This window comes from Rhizobium sp. 18055, from assembly GCF_902706285.1.
Taxonomy (GTDB): domain Bacteria; phylum Pseudomonadota; class Alphaproteobacteria; order Rhizobiales; family Rhizobiaceae; genus Rhizobium.
Window position 1 is genome coordinate 70,886 of sequence record NZ_CACSKD010000018.1, and the last position, 15,817, is coordinate 86,702.

The window sequence follows — 15,817 nt, forward strand, 5'->3', positions numbered from 1 at the left end:
ATGAAATATGCGCTCGGCACAAGGAACGGAAACGCACCTCATGCACAATTACCTCGACTTCGAAAAGCCGATCTCCGACCTCGAAGGCAAGATCGTCGAACTGAAGAAGATCGCCTCGGAAGACGAGAGCATCGACACGTCCGATGAAATCGGCCGGCTGGAAGTTCGCGTTCGCGAAGCGATGCTCGACATTTATTCGAAGCTGAATGCCTGGCAGAAGACCCAGGTCGCGCGTCATCCGCAGCGGCCGCACTTCGTCGATTATGCCAAGACGCTGTTCCAGGAATTCACGCCGCTGGCCGGCGACCGCAAGTTTTCCGAGGATGCCGCGATCCAGGCCGGTCTTGCCCGCTTCCGCGGCCAGCCGGTCGCCGTTCTCGGCCAGGAAAAGGGCAACGACACCAAGAGCCGTTTGAAGCACAATTTCGGCAGCGCCCGTCCGGAAGGATACCGCAAGGCGATCCGTGTGCTCGAGATGGCCGATCGCTTCGGCCTGCCTGTGATCACGCTGGTCGATACCGCTGGTGCCTATCCCGGCGTCGGCGCCGAAGAGCGCGGCCAGGCGGAAGCCATCGCCCGCTCGACGGAAATGTGCCTCGGCCTCAAGGTTCCGATCATCTCCGTCGTCATCGGCGAAGGCGGTTCGGGCGGCGCGATTGCGATTGCCACCGGCAACCGCGTCTACATGCTCGAACATTCGATCTACAGCGTGATCTCCCCTGAGGGTGCGGCCTCGATCCTGTGGCGCGATTCCGCGCGTGCCAAGGAAGCGGCGACCAACATGAAGATCACCTCGGAAGATCTGAAGTCGCTCGGCATCATCGACGGGATCATCGGCGAACCGCTCGGCGGCGCGCATCGTGATCCGGACAGCGTGATTGCCGCGACCGGCGACGTCATTGCCAATGCGCTGGGCGAACTTTCCAGCCGTTCGGGCGAGCAGATCCGCAACGATCGCCGCCAGAAGTTCCTGAACATGGGCCGTAATCTCTAAGCAAGGTCCGCGGCTTACTGTCTATTGGGGCCAAACCTTGGCCACATTAGTGTTATCAATAGCTTTGGTACTTGCGGGGGTCGTGGGTGCGCGACATGCTCATTAAGGTTTTATCAACCAGATTGGGCCAATGATTCGCTTCTTCGTGGCCTCGCAAATCGGATTGGGTCGCATCTCGTTATTGGGCTAGTTTGAATGCGCTTTCGTCATTTTGCCTATGTTTCCCTGATGGCGCTGGCTTTGGCCGGCTGCAACGACGCGTTGGAAACCACGCAGATCGACCTTTCCAAGGTCAAGAACAAGGTCGAGCAGCCCTTGCCATCCCGCATCCTGGCGGAGATGAGCGCCAAGGGCATGGACCGCAATTCGCCGATCATGATCCGCATCTTCAAGGAAGAAGGAGCGCTGGAGATCTGGAAGGCGAAGACCGACAATCGTTTCGACAAGATCGCCGACTACAAGATCTGTGCCTGGTCGGGCCGTCTCGGTCCCAAGGTGAAGCAGGGCGACCGGCAGGCGCCGGAGGGTTTCTACAATCTCAGCCGCGCCAACCTGAACCCGAATTCCAAGTATTACCTCGCCATCAACACCGGCTTCCCGAACCGCTATGACTCGGTCAACGGCCGCAGCGGCACGGATTTGATGATCCACGGCGCCTGCTCGTCGTCGGGCTGCTATTCGATGACCGACCAGCAGGTGCTTGAGATCTACGCCTTTGCCCGCGACGCCCTCAAGGGCGGCCAGCAGACGGTGCAATTGCAGGCCTTCCCGTTCCGCATGACCGCCGACAACATGGTCAAGCACCGGATGAACGAGAATATCGACTTCTGGAAAATGCTGAAGGTCGGCTACGACAATTTCGAAGTGACCAAGCGTCCGCCCGAGGTGAATGTCTGCGAGAAGAAGTATGTCTTCAACCAGCAGACCAGTGGCGTGTTCAATCCGGGCGGCAAGTGCCCCGAGATGTCGACACCGCCGGCGCTGACGGCAGCGCTTGCCTCTTATTCCAAGACCTATGATCTGGCCTATGCCAAGGCGACGAAGCAGTTCGACGGCATGGCCTGGTACGATCCATCGGAAGCCGAGCGCAAGGCCGTGGTTGCCAAGCAGCGCAAGGGCCACGATCTGGCCTATGCGCCGACCGGAACCTCGCTCGAGGCCGGCCGCATGGTCAAGGTTGCCGAGCTGGAAGACATGATGGCCACGAAGACGGCAACGTCTGTGGCATCGAACACCGTGACCGGCTCCACGCCGACCGCCGTGCCGACGGCAGCGGCTTCCACCGCTGTGGCGATCGTCGATCCAGCATCCGTGCCGGTACCGACGCCCAACCCGCTGGCTACGACCGAGCCGACGACGGCGACGGCGTTTGCGCCGGTCGAGCCGCAGGAATCGATCGAAGTTGCTTCCAAGAAGCCGTTCTGGAAGTTCTGGGGCAGCGATTGATGGCTTCGGCCATCGGCTACGATCTGCGTGGGCTGAAATGCCCGCTGCCGGTTCTCAAGACACGCAAGAAGCTATCGTCGCTGCCCAGCGGCACGCTCCTGCGCGTCGAAACCACCGATCCGCTGGCCGGGATCGACATCCCGCATTTCTGCCATCAGGACGGCCACGAACTGCTTGAGTCCGAGAGGACCGAGAGCGGTCACCGGTTTCTCATCCGCAAGACGTAACCCTCAGCGGCTCATTTCAGGGAGTGCTTAAAATCGCATGCCCGGAACTGCCAGTGGATTGTCGTTGAGGGCGGCGCGGTCGGCCATGTCGATGCGCGGCTTGCCGAGGAAGGCGTCGAACAGATCCTTGACGAAGGCTTCCGGCAGGTCCTTGGTGATCAGCACCATACGGGTGCGGCGATCATCCGGGTTCGGCCAGGCCGGCAGGCGGCTCGGCGGGTGGAAGATGCTCTGGACGCCGTGCAGCACCAGCGGCCGGTCCGGCCGGTCCGACATCGAGACGATCGCCTTCATCCGCAGCAGCTTTTCGCCATGTGCCGAGCGCAGCAGGTCGATGAACATGTCGAGTGCCATGGGATCGATCGGCTTGTCCTCGACGATCGAGAAGGAGCGGATCGAGGCGTCGTGACGGTTGACGTCATGCGGGTTCTGGTCGTCGTGGGCGTGGGCGTGGGCGTGGGGATGATGGTGGTGAGCATGGCCGTGGCCGTGGTCGTCGCCATGGTGGTGGCCGTGATCATGATCATGCCCGTGATGATGATGCGCCTCGTGGGCGTCCTCGTCGCGCAGCCAGCGGCCGACATCGGCGCTCTTGGTGGCCGGGTCGTAGAGGCCATTGACCAGCGTTGCCGCCGTGCCGGTCTCTGTGTCGTCGGCATCCATCCATGCCGCACGCGGGTTCAGCGTGCGCAACCGGGCTTCGAGCCTTGAAAGCACCTCGGGCGAGGCCAAGGTCTTCTTCGAGACGATCAGGCGGTCGGCGACGGCCACCTGCCTGACGGCCTCTTCGTGATTGTCGAGCGTCTGCAGGCCATTGACCGCATCGACAACGGTGACGACGCCGTCGAGCTCGAAACTGTCTGCGATGACAGGGTTGCCCATGATTGCCTGCATCACCGGGGCGGGGTCGGCAAGGCCGGTGGTTTCGATGACGACGCGGCTGACCTTCCTGACGCGGCCGGTCTGGATGGCGTCCATCAGGTTGGCGAGCGTATCCACCAGTTCGCCGCGCACGGTGCAGCAGAGGCAGCCGTCCGACAGCTCGATGATCGCGTCGCCGGAGCTCTCGACCAGCAGATGGTCGATGCCGACATCGCCGAACTCGTTGATGATCACGGCGGCGTCCGACATTGCCGGATCCTTGAGGATGCGGTTCAGCAGCGTCGATTTTCCCGCACCGAGAAATCCGGTGAGAATGGTGACCGGAATCCGGTCGGCGGCTACGCTCATGTCAGTCTTGCCTTGTCAGTCTGGCCTTAAAAGGAGGTCGGGCGCGGCATCGGGATCGGGACGTTGGCGATCGTATCGGCCGTTGCCAGCTTGTCCGGCTGCGGTTCGTTCTGGCCGGGGATCAGACCGGCATAGGAGAAAGCAGGTTCGTGATCCATCTCCTGGATATAGGGCGAGTGGATCTTCATGCGTCCGACTTCATCGCGGGTTTCGCTGCGGATCTTGGCGCCCTTGGCGCTGCAGATTTCGGCGGTGATATCGGTTACCTGATCCTGACCTTCGCCGTAGGGCTTCAGCGAGCCCAGCGTATCGGTGCCGGGGAATTGCGCGGTAAAACCCTTCTGCAGCAGGTCGGCGGAATTGTCGGCGCGGGCGGCAAGGCTGTCGGTGCCGAGCACGACGGAGACCAGAGTGCGGCCGTTGCGGGTGGCGGAGCTGATCTGGTTGAACCCGGACGCACAGATGAAGCCGGTCTTCATGCCATCAGCGCCGGCAAAGCGGCCGATCAGCATGTTGATGGCCGGTACATTCTTGGTGCCTGTGGTGATGCCTTCCAGCGAGAAATAGCCGGCATATTGCGGGAAGTCGCGGCGCAGCGCCACCGACAGGATCGCGAGGTCGCGGGCCGTGGTGTACTGGCCCTTGCCGGGCAGCCCGTTCGGATTGATGAAGTGCGAATCGGTCATGCCGAGCTTGACGGCCTCTGCGTTCATGCGGAGAACGAAGGCTTCCTGCGTGCCACCGACGGCTTCGGCGACGGCCACCGCGATGTCGTTGGCGGACTTGACGATCAGGATCTTGATGGCGCTGTCCAGCGTCAGCTTCTGGCCGGGCTTGAAATACATCTTGGCGGGCGGCTGGGCGGCGGCGCGCTTGCTCATGGCGATCGGGGTATCGACGCTGATCTGGCCGGAGCGGATGGCATCGAACACGGTGTAGATGGTCATCAGCTTGGTCAGCGATGCCGGGTACCACTTGCGGAAAGCCTCGTCATGCTCGAGCACGCGACCGCTCTGGACATCCACCAGGATATGCGGATTTGCATAGGCCTGAGAGGTTGCGGAGAAAGCGATGGCAGCTGCGGAAGCGGCGATGGTGATCGGCCGCAAGGCGGCAAGCAAGCGGTTCTGGCGCGTCGACACGGTTTGTCCTTAAAGATTTCCGGATGTCTCGAAAGTTTCCCCTATTTAACGTATATGGCCATGACATGGCAAAGGTCATTGTCTAACTTATTTGCGAGACATGATATCTCCACCGTTCATTGCCGCGGGTTTCGATTTTCAGCAGGGAAAGCAAGCATGCCGATTTTGAACAGAGCCGCCGAGCTTCAGTCCGAAGTGACCGAGTGGCGCCGGCACATTCATGAGCGCCCGGGGCTGTTGTTCGCGGTCGAGGAAACCGCAGCCTTCGTGGCGGAAAAGCTAAAGGCGTTCGGCGTCGACGAGATCGTCACCGGCATTGGCCGCACCGGCGTCGTCGGACTGATCCGGGGCAAGGGCGAAGGATCGCGGGCGATCGGCCTGCGCGCCGACATGGATGCGCTGCCGCTCACCGAAATCACCGGAATGCCCTGGGCATCGACAATACCGGGCAAAATGCATGCCTGCGGGCATGATGGCCACACGGCGATGCTGCTGGGGGCGGCGAAGTACCTGGCCGAGACGCGCAACTTCAACGGCAATGTCGCGGTCATCTTCCAGCCGGCCGAAGAGGGCGGCGGCGGTGGCAACCTGATGGTCCAGGACGGAATGATGGAGCGCTTCGGCATCGAAGAGGTCTATGGCATGCACAACATGCCCGGCCTTGCCGTCGGCCAGTTCGCCATCCGCAAGGGGCCGATCATGGCGGCGACCGACGAGTTCACGGTGACCGTCAAAGGTCGCGGCGGCCATGCGGCGCAGCCGAACCGCACGATCGACCCGATCGCCATCGCGACGCAGATCATCACCAACCTGCAGATGATCGCATCACGCAATGTTGATCCGCTGCGCTCGGTGGTCGTGTCCGTCACCAAATTCAACGCCGGCTTTGCCCACAACGTCATTCCCAATGAAGCGACGTTTGCCGGCACGGTGCGGACGCTCGATGAAGCGGTGCGAGACCAGGCCGAGACGCGTTTCAAGCAGATCGTCAGCGGCGTGGCGGCGGCGCATGATGCGGAAACAGAAATCGCGTTTCACCGCAACTATCCGGTCACATCCAACCACGCCGACGAGACCGCCTATGCGACGGCGGTTGCGACCGATATCGCCGGTGCCGCCAACGTCAATGCCGATGTCGATCCGATGATGGGCGGCGAGGATTTTTCCTATATGCTGAACGCCCGCCCCGGCGCTTTCATCTTCATCGGTAACGGCGATACGGCGGGCCTTCACAACCCGGCCTACGACTTCAACGACGAAGCCATCAGCCACGGCATCTCCTACTGGGTGCGGCTGGCAGAACAGCGCCTCGGCGGCTGAGGTGTCGTCGATAGCGTGACATCGAAGAGGACTTGAATTTTCGGGTCCTTTTTCTTTTCTGCGGGTTGTTACAGGATTGGCCGAAGCCAGCCGGCGGCTGCTCTTGCCGATAAAATTTGCAGGAAAATGGTGTCCACGAGAGGATTCGAACCTCCGACCCCAGGATTCATACCACTTCGGCTTTGGCCGCCGTCCGAGGACGTTCGTGGTCTGGACTGTCCCTTCACCATGGGCCGAAGCCTTTAGGTGCTACCCATCCAGTCTCTACACCTTCAACGGATTTCTCCGAAGCTTGGCTCGGGATTGGCATGCTGAGAGTTCAGCGAAGCGTTCCCCGACTTTGAGCAGATCGACTGCACAGTTTCCAAGTGCAGCCCCCAATTATCTCTAGGAATCCTGTGCTCTATCCTGCTGAGCTACGTGGACAACGCCCCTGCATAGCTTGACTGCCCGTGGTGATCAACAGGCTTTTGAGGCCTTGCTTCAATTAGCGCTCGGCGAGGACGGCGGTGCGGCCGGGTTTTTGCAAACCCTTCGGTGCGTTTGCCGCAGATGCCTCGGTTCGGTCGTCCGTCCATCAGCGTTAGTTAAGCAAGTAGTTGCTGAATAAATGAAATAATGGACAGCTGTGTCATCCTCGGACGCTGTTGCGCCATAGCGGCACGGGACCATGCTGCAATGCAATACTCGCGTTAACAGTGAGTTTTTTTAGTTTTGCACAACTATAGAAAGAGCAAGCCATAGCTGCCGATCTGGTCCATGTTCGGGACATCACTGCCCCAGTTTCAATCGATCGCGAGGCACGTTGTCCCAATCCAAGACAAAAACATCCCGCCCGTTCCTGATTTCCGCCGTGTCATCCGTGCGCGGCGCCTTTTTCGGGCTCGGAATGACCAGTTGCATCGTCAATATTCTGGCGCTCACCGGTTCCTTCTTCATGCTGCAGGTCTATGACCGGGTCATTCCGGCCCGCAGCCTGCCAACCCTTGTCGGCCTCAGCATCATCACGCTGACGCTGTTTGCGTTTCAGGGCCTGCTCGAGCTGGTGCGCTCGCTGGTGCTGGCGCGGCTGGGGCAATCGGTGGACGAGCGGTTCGGGCCGGTGGTGTTCCGGTCGTTTGCAGCCGCGCCATCGCGGCGAGCGGCGGCGGACAACGGGCTGCAGCCGTTGCGCGACATCGACATGGTGCGCGGCTTCCTCTCCGGCCCCGGCCCGACGGCGCTGTTCGATCTGCCGTGGATGCCGTTCTATCTCGGGCTGTGCTTCGTGTTTCACGTCTGGATCGGCGTGGTGGCGCTGGCCGGTGCGCTGCTGCTGATCGGGTTGACCATTCTTGCCGAGATCCGCACGCGGCAGCCGACGCAGGAGGCGGCGCGGATCGGGATCAACAGGATGGCGCTCGCAGAGGCGACCCGGCGCAATGCCGAGACGGTGGCCTCGATGGGGTTCGCCGAGCGGCTGGAGGAGCGCTGGTCGGCGATCAATCTGCGCTACCGGCAAACGCAGTATCGCGCCACCAGCATCACGGTCTCGCTCTCGACCCTGTCGCGGGTGGTGCGGCTGATGCTGCAATCGGGCGTGCTTGCCGTCGGCGCTGTGCTGGTCATTCGCCAGGAAGCGACCGGCGGGATCATGATTGCCAGCTCCATCCTCGTCAGCCGGGCGCTGGCGCCGGTCGAATTGGCCATCGGCCAGTGGCGTGGGTTTGCCGCAGCGCGCGAGAGCTGGTCGCGGCTTGTGCGGTTGAGCGAGACGGAGATCGTCAGCAGCCCCGAGGTGCGGCTGCCGGCACCGCATGCAAGCCTGAAGGTCGAGAACCTGCATCTTGCGGCACCGGGATCGACCGTGCCTGTCGTCCGCGGTGTGTCTTTCGAGATCAAGGCGGGCGAGGCGATCGGCATTGTCGGGCCCAGCGCTTCGGGCAAGTCTTCGCTGGCGCGCGGGCTGGTCGGGCTCTGGGAGCCTCGGGTCGGTGCCGTGCGTCTCGACAGGGCGTCATTGTCGCAATGGGAGCCGGAGGCGCTTGGCAGGCATATCGGCTATCTCCCCCAGGATATCGGCCTGTTCGACGGCTCGATCGCCGAGAATATCGCCCGCTTCGATCGCTCTGCCTCGTCGGAGGCGATCGTCGCGGCGGCCCATGCTGCCGGCATCTACGAGATGATCGTGCAGATGCCAGACGGGTTCGATACGGAAATCGGCGAGCAGGGGGCCGTTCTGTCGGCCGGGCAGCGGCAACGGCTGGCGCTGGCGCGGGCGCTTTATGGCGAGCCTTTCCTGGTCGTGCTCGACGAACCGAATGCCAATCTCGACACTGCGGGCGATGCCGCCCTGACCCGCGCCATCGAGGGTGTTTGCGCCCGCGGCGGCGTGGCGATCGTCATTGCGCATCGGCCAAGCGCACTTGCCAGCGTCAACAAGGTGCTGGTGCTTGCCAATGGCCAGATGCAGGGGTTCGGGCCGAAGGAGGAGTTTTTCCAGAAACCCGCTGCTGCTGCTTCGGCAGCATTTCTGCCGGTCCGTTTCGGGCGGGTCAATGAGGGGAGGGCGGCGCGATGAGGGGCACAAGAATGGGATCAGGCGTACCGATGGCCGAACGGGCGATCCGGAAGCTGGCGCTGCTGGCGCTGGCGGCGGTGCTGGTGCTCGTCGGGGTCCTCGGAAGCCTTGCGGCGACGATCCATCTCAACGGGGCGGTGATCGCTTCGGGGGCGCTTGTCGTCGATAGCTATGTGAAGCCGATCCAGCATCTGAAGGGTGGAACGGTCGGCCAGATCTTCGTGCGCAATGGCGACAGGGTGGAGGCGGGGCAGGTGTTGCTGCATCTCGATGACACGCAGGCACGGGCAACGGCTGCGATCGTCTCGCGCCGCTTACGGCAGCTTGCGGCGCGGACGGCGCGGTTGTCTGCCGAGCGCGACGGACGGGAGACGCTTGAATTCCCCGCCTTGGTCGAGAAAGCCGCAGCCGACGAGCGGGCGGCGTTGACCGAAGGAGAGCGCCGGCTGTTTGCCGATCGCCGTGCTTCGCTGAAGGGCCAGGAAGCGCAACTGCGGGAACGCATACGCCAGCTCGGCCAGCAGGCGGATGGCCTGGTGTCTCAGCAGGATGGCAAGCGGCAGGCGATCGAGATTATCGGCAAGGAACTTGCGAGCCTCGAGCCATTGCTGCAGCAGGGTATCATCCCGGCCACGCGGGTCTATTCGCTGCAGCGCGACGCGGCAGACCTTACCGGCGAGCTTGGCAGTCTGGTGGCGTCGGCTGCCGAGGTGAAGGGCAAGGTTGCCGAAACCGAGTTGCAGATCATCCAGCTCGGCGACGACCGCCGTAGCGAGGTGTCCGAGCAGCTGCGACAGGCACAGAGCGATACCGGCGAATATTCCGAGCGGCTGGTGGCGGCCGAGGATGATCTGAAACACATCGATATCAGGGCGCCGCAGGCTGGCGTCGTTCACCAGCTGGCGGTTCATGCGACCGGTGCCGTGGTGCAGGCCGGTGCCGCGATCATGGAGATCGTGCCGGATAGCGATGCATTGACGCCGGATCTCAAGCTGCAGCCCGGCGATATCGATCAGGTGGCGGTGGGCCAGCCGGTGACGCTGCGGCTTTCCGCCTTCAACCAGCGCACCACCACGGAGCTGAACGGGCGCGTCGAGAGCATCACCGCCGATCTCACCGTCGATCAGCGAAGCGGACAGAGCTACTACGGCGTCCGCGTTCATATCCCTGCTGACGAGTGGCAGAGGCTGGGCAAACTGATGCCGGTGGCCGGCATGCCGGTCGAGGCATTCATCGAGACCGGAGAACGGACCGCGCTGGCCTATCTGGCCAAGCCGTTCACCGATCAGGCGGCCAGAGCATTTCGGGAGGAATAGGCTGGCGTCGATGTGACTTGGCTGTGCCAAGCGGCGCCAGGGAGAAGAGACGCCTTGGCGAAAGGAGCTGAGGGCGCGTGACGATTTTTGCCTTCGGGGTATCGTTCGGATGCCCTGGAGATTGCTTTTAATCGGGAGGAAAACCCAAGGAGATGACTATGACACAGTCGATTCAAAACGCCGTGGGCGCATCCCTGTTCTATAGCGGGGCCTCAACCGCCTGGCTGTCTGCAACCGGCTCAGGGCCGGTGCTTAACGGAACGGCCGGAAATGACAGCATATGGGGCGACAGTTCGGTAAACGTCACCATGCAGGGCGGCACCGGAGATGATATCTATTATCTCTACTCCGCCATCAACCACGCCACCGAAGTGCCGGGCGCCGGGGTGGATACGATCAGCACATGGATGAGCTATACGCTACCGGAGAATTTCGAGAACCTGACGGTGACGGGAGCCGGGCGATATGCCTTCGGAAACAGCGCCGACAACATCATCTCCGGTGCCTCGGGCAGCCAGACGATCGATGGCGGGGCGGGCAATGACGTTCTGAAAGGCGGTGGCGGGGCGGATACGTTCCTGTTCACGCATGGCAATGGAAGCGATCTGATCGTCGATTTCAGCAGCGATGATACGATCCGCCTCAACGGCTATTCGCTGACGAGCTTCGATCAGGTCCTCAGCCACTCGACGCAGGAGGGAGCCAATCTCAGGCTCGATCTCGGCGGCGGCGAAAGCCTGGTTCTTGCCAACACCACGGCTTCGGCCCTTCATGCAGATCAGTTCCAGCTGACGCTCGACCGATCGGCGCTGACGCTGACGTTCTCGGACGATTTCAACAGCCTGTCGCTGCGCAACGGCGATCAGGGAACCTGGGATGCGAAATTCTGGTGGGCGCCTGAAAAGGGCAGTACGCTGCCCGACAATGCCGAGGAGCAGTGGTACGTCAATCCTGCCTATGCCGGGACATCGGCGGTCAATCCCTTCTCGGTGCACGATGGGGTTCTGACCATCACGGCCGCGCAGACACCCGCCGCCCTTGCTTCGCAGGTCGAGGGGTTCGACTATACATCCGGCATGCTGAACACCCATTCTTCGTTTGCCCAGACTTACGGCTATTTCGAGATCCGGGCCGACATGCCGAGCGAACAGGGTGCCTGGCCAGCCTTCTGGCTGCTGCCGGAGGATGGCTCCTGGCCGCCAGAACTGGATGTGGTGGAAATGCGCGGGCAGGACCCGAACATAGTGCACGTCACGGCGCATTCAGCTGCAAGCGGCAGCCATACCATGGACCAGACCGCCGTCAACGTTGCCAGCACCGACGGCTTCCATACTTACGGCGTGCTTTGGGACGAGGATCAGATCGTCTGGTATTTCGACGATGTGGCCGTCGCCCATGCCGATACGCCCGACGACATGCACGACCCGATGTACATGATCGTCAACCTTGCCGTTGGCGGCATTGCCGGGACGCCCGCCGACGGGCTGCCGAATGGCTCGGAGATGAAGATCGACTACATCCATGCCTATTCGCTGGCCGACAGCCCCGTGGCCGCGACCACGCATGCTGCAGGAGAGGGCTGGCAGGCGTGAGCCGATCGACGCCTTGATTTGCATTGAAGAAGGCTCTGCTCCGGCAGAGCCTTTTTGATGTCTGCGTGAGCGCCGCCCGTAATATATATTCAGAAATGCTTAATTTATATTTTGGTACCGATTGGTTCTATTTGTTTTCCTCAATATCTTTCGCTCCGCGCCAGTATTATTGAGAAATATCCAATACTTCCATGAATTATGATTGTATTTCGCTCGTGGCTCCCTTGAGTGCGGTCGGATACTGCGGCAAAGACAGATCACCACAGAAGGTACCCGTGACAGGCCAAAAACCTGTCGGGAGGAGCAGGGCCGTCAGTGACACGCGCTCAGTTCGGTAGGGGACCGTATAGATGAATGTGCCGCTCGTGAGAGCCATTGCCGTTGCTCGCGCTGACGCCGGGCAGCGACCTCGATTTCTGACGTTTCTCATCAATCTCGACAGGGCCGAGGACCGGCTTGCGTCGATGGTCGATCAGCTCGACGCGCTTGAAATGCCATTCGAACGGATTTCGGCCGTGGACGGCAAGGCGCTTCAACTCGTCGCACAGACCTATGACGAGGCGGGATACAGGCGACGTCATGGCCGGCTTACCAATCCGGGAGAGGTCGGCTGCTATCTCAGCCATGTCGAATGCGCCAGGCGCTTGCTTGATTCCAGCCATGAGTTTGCGCTGGTCCTCGAAGACGATCTTGTTCTTCCAGACAATCTGTCCGTCGTGATCGCTGAAGCCCTGGCAGAGCACTCGCACTGGGATGTGCTGCGCCTATCGACGGTGAACAACGGGCGAAAGTTTCCGGTGGTGACGATATCGCCAACGCGGTCTCTCGCTCTTGCATTGACCCGCGAGAAGGGGTCCGGCGCCTATCTGATAAACCGTCGCGCCGCGGCCTGGATCAGCGGCGGCCTTTTGCCGATGCGCCTGCCGTACGATATCGCCTACGATCTGGAATTTTTCGAAGGCCTGCGGGCGATGTTCGTTTATCCCGTGCCAATTTCGCAGGAAGCGGGTTTTGCGTCGGATATCCAGCAGGGCCGACGGCTTCGCCTGCCTCTGCGCCATCGGCTTCCGGTCTATCCGTACCGGATCTTTCTCGAGTTGAGCCGTGTCGCCTTTCGTGCATCGCGTCTGGCTCGATACAAGCTTGCAGGTCTCTTACGGCGTCAGGCCGGCCGGCTTTCCTGAGGGCGGCCGAAATCCGGTGAGATCGCTTTGCCCAGATATTGCCCAGATTGTTTGTGGAACGATGAAATTCCTTCTTCGTTGATCCGGTGTAGAGACGAAAGAAGGAGACGCATCATGAAAGCGACGTTGATCGCAGCATCGATTCTGGCACTTGGTCTGGCAGGCGGGGCGATGGCCCAGTCGAACCCAAGCCCGTCCGGATCAACGATCGGCAGCAGCACGCTCGATACCGGCGGTGGTGCAAGCGCGGATGCCCCGAACACAACAGGGACATCGCATATGGCGGTTGACCCGAGCGCCACCTACAGCACTGCGCCTGGAGCCAACACGAACACGACCGGCACCGTCGATCGGACACGTTGCCCACAGCAACCAATGCCTGGCGCGACAGCCGCACAGGGCGGCAATAGCGGCGCATCCGTCAGCGAAGCATGCCCGGACGTGCAGTAATGTTTTCCTGGATACAAGGGCCCCGGTTCGCCGGGGCTCTTTCGCGTCCAACAACCGGCCTGCGGGCCGCGGCCGACTGCATCCCTCAAGACATGGCGATCGAAGATTTCGGCTATCGATTTGCCGGCATCGGGTGGCTTTGGCGGGTGTATTGCCCGTGAAAGCCGTGATTCATGCGGCCTTGCCTGAATGCTGCCTGAAATCCGGATGCATGTAGCGAATCAAACCCCGCATATTCTATTTTGTGCATTTGTTAATTTTGTTCATACAGCCGGGGTTGGTAAGTTATAACAAGGCACTATCTTTCCTGTCAGGATACTAAGGAGACCACAATGAACAAGACAATCGCAACGATCGTCGCCGCAGCATCGCTGGCACAAGCCTTCGCTACATCAGTGGCGGCTGCGGATCTGGTGACGACATATCAGGAGCCCGATCAGCGCGATGGCGTGAAGATCGGCGTATTGACCTGCGACGTCGGTGGCGGCGTCGGATACGTTCTCGGCTCGGCAAAGTCCGTCGATTGCGTGTTCAGCGGCACGCGCGGCGGATCGGTCGATCACTACAGCGGCACGATCCGCAAGATGGGTGTCGATCTCGGCTTCACCACCCGCGGTCGTCTGGTCTGGGCGGTCTTCGCACCGACGGCCGGCTATCACCGCGGTTCGCTCGGCGGTCTCTACCAGGGGATCACGGCTGAAGCGACCCTTGCAGGCGGCGTCGGCGCCAACATCCTGTTCGGTGGAACCTCCGGTTCGATCCAGCTGCAGACCATCAGCGTTACTGGCCAGCTCGGCCTCAACGTTGCAGCCACGGGCACCTCGGTCACCCTGACCCCGGCCTGATCTGCAAGCACCATAATTCCAGGAAAAGGCCGCCCGCAAGGGCGGCTTTTTTCGTTTTGTGCCAAGGCGGGTCAGCGCGGTCGGCCGCGACGTAGCGTGCGCGTTCCGACAGCCGCAGGCGCTGGAACCTAAGGCGCTGCGCCGCGTTGATAGGCAGAAGGAGAAGTCCGATGCCGATGAAACTGACGATGCTCGCAGTCGCATATCTCGTGGTCGGTGGTTTTCTACTGGCCGTCAGCTACCAGCCCAGCGGTCCGGTCACGACACAAAAGACCGACCGCGTGGCGGGGTCTACATTCCTCGTCGAACGGTTTGCCGGTTGATCGATGATCACCATCAGGCTGTTGTGCGACGACAAGCTGGTGCCGGACGGCGTGATCGCTTGCGGTCGTTTGAGCGACGATCATGGCGCTGGCAATCTCTGACGTCGTAGCGACCGTTCCAGTGAGGACGATCTGATCGCGTTCGACCGTCACGTCGATATGGAAGGCGTCAAGCCCGCCGGCGACCGCCAGGGCCGTTGACACATTGGCTTTCAACGCGGCTTCCTCGTGGGTTTCGAGCGATGTTGCCGTTGGCGATTTCCTGTCGGGTGTCACGGTCGTTCCTCCTTTTTCATCCGGCATGTTTCCATCGCGTCGGTGACGGGTGTCAGCCCGCGCCGGTTGGGCGTCACCAGCTGACCCGGTAATTGAGGTTGATGCTTCCCGACTGGGCCGATGAGCCGGGATTGGTGATCGTTGCACTGAGGTTGAGGTCGGGAAGCACGATCTGGTTCAACGCCAGCGAACCCGACAAATCGCCATCGATCCCGGTCATCGTGGCGGCCGCCGAGATCGAGGTGCCGGTCCAGGGCTGGATCAGTTTCAGCGCCTGCGAGGTGTCGATGAAGGTCTGACGCGTATCGATGGCGTCGTAGCGGAGCTGGACGAAGCGCGTCGATTCCATATCCAGCGAACCGGAGAATATCCAGCTTCGAGAGCGGCTGAGCATCAGCGAGCCGCTGCCGCTCAACGTATCGACACGAACACTGGCGGCCCGCTCGGCACGGGCGGCAGGCGTGACGCTGACCTTGGCGATCTTTCCCCACAGCGATGCCTGCTCGGAGCCATCGAGCAGCACGCCGCCCTTGGTCGAGGCGAGGCCGATATCGGCGCCGGCGCTGGTTTCCCACTCTGCAGGAAGGCGAAAGCCCATCGTTGCCTGGTAGGATCTTTCCGACACCTTCACCGGCGTCCAGATCACGAGGTTGTCCGCATTCGCTCGCGGTGCAAACGATATGAGCGCGGCGGGCAGAAGCAAGAGGCTGCTGGTCGTTCTCATGGTCATTGTCCCTTGATGGGTATCTGTCCTTACGAATGTCGGGCGCAGAGCGGGATGCATGGCAGCGCACGGGCATCGCTCGGCAAACCCAACGTCTCGTTCTGATGGTTATCGTGCCCGACCGTGGTCTGGACGCGGAAGCATGCGCGGTAATGCGCGCAGCCGGAGTGCGGAAATTGCAACCGAAA

The 15,817-nt window shown here is 61.6% G+C and carries 13 protein-coding genes and 1 pseudogene; 10 read left to right on the forward strand and 4 right to left on the reverse strand.

Annotated features, from left to right (window positions below; all coding sequences use genetic code 11):
* Nucleotides 1–40: 40 nt before the first annotated feature.
* From GVL52_RS24215 to GVL52_RS24225, 3 genes are all read left to right on the forward strand, one after another.
* A complete protein-coding gene (locus tag GVL52_RS24215) occupies nt 41–994 on the forward strand; it encodes an acetyl-CoA carboxylase carboxyltransferase subunit alpha (RefSeq protein ID WP_160011815.1) in 954 nt (317 codons plus the stop codon).
* 195 nt (nt 995–1,189) lie between these two features.
* Nucleotides 1,190–2,440, forward strand: coding sequence for a murein L,D-transpeptidase family protein (locus GVL52_RS24220; protein WP_160011817.1), 1,251 nt, complete (start codon nt 1,190–1,192; stop codon nt 2,438–2,440).
* Nucleotides 2,440–2,667, forward strand: a complete 228-nt coding sequence (locus GVL52_RS24225) for a sulfurtransferase TusA family protein (protein ID WP_160011819.1) — start codon at nt 2,440–2,442, stop codon at nt 2,665–2,667. The genes GVL52_RS24220 and GVL52_RS24225 overlap by 1 nt, the downstream gene beginning before the upstream one ends.
* Before the next feature lie 27 nt (nt 2,668–2,694).
* On the opposite strand, the gene GVL52_RS24230 is transcribed toward GVL52_RS24225, so the two are convergent.
* Nucleotides 2,695–3,897 (reverse strand): GTP-binding protein, encoded by a 1,203-nt coding sequence (locus GVL52_RS24230; protein ID WP_160011821.1) that lies wholly within the window; start codon nt 3,895–3,897, stop codon nt 2,695–2,697.
* Nucleotides 3,898–3,923: 26 nt separating this feature from the next.
* The gene (locus GVL52_RS24235; RefSeq protein WP_160011823.1) at nt 3,924–5,039 is read right to left on the reverse strand and encodes a D-alanyl-D-alanine carboxypeptidase family protein; all 1,116 of its coding nucleotides are present in this window, start codon (nt 5,037–5,039) and stop codon (nt 3,924–3,926) included.
* Nucleotides 5,040–5,195: 156 nt separating this feature from the next.
* Here GVL52_RS24235 and GVL52_RS24240 point away from each other — a divergent pair, with 156 nt between their 5' ends.
* The 7 genes from GVL52_RS24240 (at nt 5,196) to GVL52_RS24270 (ending at nt 14,306) form a co-directional block, all read left to right on the forward strand.
* Complete coding sequence (locus tag GVL52_RS24240) at nt 5,196–6,359, forward strand: M20 aminoacylase family protein (protein ID WP_160011825.1); 1,164 nt, start codon at nt 5,196–5,198, stop codon at nt 6,357–6,359.
* An 805-nt stretch (nt 6,360–7,164) separates the two neighbouring features.
* Nucleotides 7,165–8,919 (forward strand): type I secretion system permease/ATPase, encoded by a 1,755-nt coding sequence (locus GVL52_RS24245; protein ID WP_160011827.1) that lies wholly within the window; start codon nt 7,165–7,167, stop codon nt 8,917–8,919.
* Nucleotides 8,916–10,235 (forward strand): HlyD family type I secretion periplasmic adaptor subunit, encoded by a 1,320-nt coding sequence (locus tag GVL52_RS24250; RefSeq protein ID WP_244619266.1) that lies wholly within the window; start codon nt 8,916–8,918, stop codon nt 10,233–10,235. The genes GVL52_RS24245 and GVL52_RS24250 overlap by 4 nt, the downstream gene beginning before the upstream one ends.
* Nucleotides 10,236–10,393: 158 nt before the next feature.
* Nucleotides 10,394–11,827, forward strand: coding sequence for a family 16 glycosylhydrolase (locus tag GVL52_RS24255; protein ID WP_160011829.1), 1,434 nt, complete (start codon nt 10,394–10,396; stop codon nt 11,825–11,827).
* Between the two features lie 350 nt (nt 11,828–12,177).
* Nucleotides 12,178–13,011, forward strand: coding sequence for a glycosyltransferase family 25 protein (locus tag GVL52_RS24260; protein WP_160011831.1), 834 nt, complete (start codon nt 12,178–12,180; stop codon nt 13,009–13,011).
* 114 nt (nt 13,012–13,125) lie between these two features.
* Complete coding sequence (locus GVL52_RS24265) at nt 13,126–13,461, forward strand: hypothetical protein (protein ID WP_160011833.1); 336 nt, start codon at nt 13,126–13,128, stop codon at nt 13,459–13,461.
* Nucleotides 13,462–13,793: 332 nt separating this feature from the next.
* Nucleotides 13,794–14,306: a DUF992 domain-containing protein gene (locus tag GVL52_RS24270; protein ID WP_160011835.1), complete on the forward strand. Its 513-nt coding sequence runs from the start codon at nt 13,794–13,796 to the stop codon at nt 14,304–14,306.
* Nucleotides 14,307–14,665: 359 nt separating this feature from the next.
* On the opposite strand, the pseudogene GVL52_RS30970 reads toward GVL52_RS24270, so the two are convergent.
* Nucleotides 14,666–14,932: pseudogene (locus GVL52_RS30970) on the reverse strand (BON domain-containing protein); the annotation flags it as partial.
* A gap of 46 nt (nt 14,933–14,978) precedes the next feature.
* On the reverse strand, nt 14,979–15,629 hold the full coding sequence (locus tag GVL52_RS24280) for a hypothetical protein (RefSeq protein ID WP_244619267.1): 651 nt from the start codon (nt 15,627–15,629) through the stop codon (nt 14,979–14,981).
* Nucleotides 15,630–15,817 lie beyond the last annotated feature (188 nt).